Below are 1,452 nucleotides of genomic sequence, written 5' to 3' on the forward strand. Positions count from 1 at the left end.
GGGCGGCCTGGGCGGCCTGGGCGGCCTGGGCGGCCGGTTCGGCGTGGGCGGCGCGGGTGATGGCGGCCATGAGGGCGTGGTGGACGAGCAGGGGGTGTGCGGTCGGGGCGGTGCTCCAGCCGATCAGGCGGTGGGATGCGGTGTCGAGGACGACGGCCGTGTACAGGGGGCCCTGGGGTGTGGTGAAGGTGAGCACGTCGACGGTCCAGCGCCGGCTGGGCGTGCGGGCGGCTTCCTGCGGGGCCTGTTCGTGCAGCCGTCCTGCTCTGCCGCGGATCCCGGCCTCCTTCATGATGAGCTCCACGGTGGAGTGGCTGATGTCGATGCCGTAGCGGTGGCCGAGTTCCTGCCGCACCCTGCGGTATCCGTAGGTGGAGCCGGACTCCTGGTGGATGTCGAGGATCAGGCGGGTCAGCCAGGTCCGGCGCAGCGCTCGTGGGGAGGGGGCGGATGCGCGCCAGGCGTAGTACCCGGACTCCGAGACCTTAAGGAGTAGGGTGATTTGGCGTGCCGGGAAACCCTGCGATGCCATGCGGTGGATCACCTCGTACCGTCTTTTGGGGGCATCATCTGCCGCATCGTGGCGATAAGTTCACGGCACAAAAGGACTTCCCTCTCCAGTTCGCCGATGCGGGTGCGGGCCTGCGCCAGGTCCGACCCGGCCGCAACTGAGCGCCGCCAGCGGTAGACGGTCTGCACGGAGACGCCCAGCTGCCGTGCCACTTCCTTCGCCGGGTGCCCTTCAGAGACCAGTTGCTCCGCGCGGGTGCGCAAGTCTGCGGGGTGAGGACTGCTCACGGGATCACACTCGTTCATGCCGCTGCCGAAGGACGGGTGAAAGGGGCCTGCGCGGGGGTCGGCCGGCGGCCTGGTGTCTGCCGGTGGATGCCGCCACATCCGCAGTCCGCCCCGCGTTTTAGGACCGGCTCGCCGGGACGTGCCTTCCCCTCAGCCGGCAGACGCCGCAAGGATTCTGGTACCGGCGGCAGGCATCGGCCGTCCGGTACCTGCACGGACACCAGCCGCCGGCCGTGCCGTCACCCGGCATGCTGGATGAGCCTCGACCCTTGCCCCGCCGCAGGGGCACGCCCCGGGGGCGGGGCCTGCCCCTGCGCCGGGGGTCGTGCTACTGCCGGACGCTGATGGCCTGGGAGGCCTGGGACTGGGCGAGGGCGAACGGCGAGTACTGGTTGACCGCCATCGACTCGTTGTGGGCGTCCACGTGCGCGATCTTCTTCGAGACGGTCGTCATCTTGGCGAAGCTGAACGAGAACTTGCCCAGCGCCTCGCGGCCGGGCAGGAGTTCGGCGGTCTCGGCCTCGAGCCAGTCGTTGTTCATAGGGATGCCTTTCATGATGGAAGGGATGTACGCGAAATCAGGAGCCGGGCCGGGCGGCAGACGGACCAACTGCTGCCGCCGGCCGTGCTCCACCCCCGCTCGGCGCCACCGGC

Annotated in this window: 3 protein-coding genes; all 3 read right to left on the reverse strand. The window is 70.1% G+C overall.

The genetic code is table 11. The annotated features are described in order from the left end of the window. Nucleotides 1–532, reverse strand: a 532-nt coding sequence (locus ACFYX0_RS47825) for an IS3 family transposase (protein WP_388982143.1), incomplete at its 3' end; no start/stop codon positions are given. An 8-nt stretch (nt 533–540) separates the two neighbouring features. Further along, nucleotides 541–774 (reverse strand): transposase, encoded by a 234-nt coding sequence (locus tag ACFYX0_RS47830; RefSeq protein ID WP_388982146.1) that lies wholly within the window; start codon nt 772–774, stop codon nt 541–543. Between the two features lie 352 nt (nt 775–1,126). Then, nucleotides 1,127–1,452: hypothetical protein (locus ACFYX0_RS47835; protein ID WP_388982149.1), on the reverse strand; the 326-nt coding region annotated here is incomplete at its 5' end.

It is taken from the genome of Streptomyces sp. NPDC002573, assembly GCF_042889625.1.
In the GTDB taxonomy this organism is placed as follows: Bacteria; Actinomycetota; Actinomycetes; order Streptomycetales; family Streptomycetaceae; genus Streptomyces; species Streptomyces gibsoniae.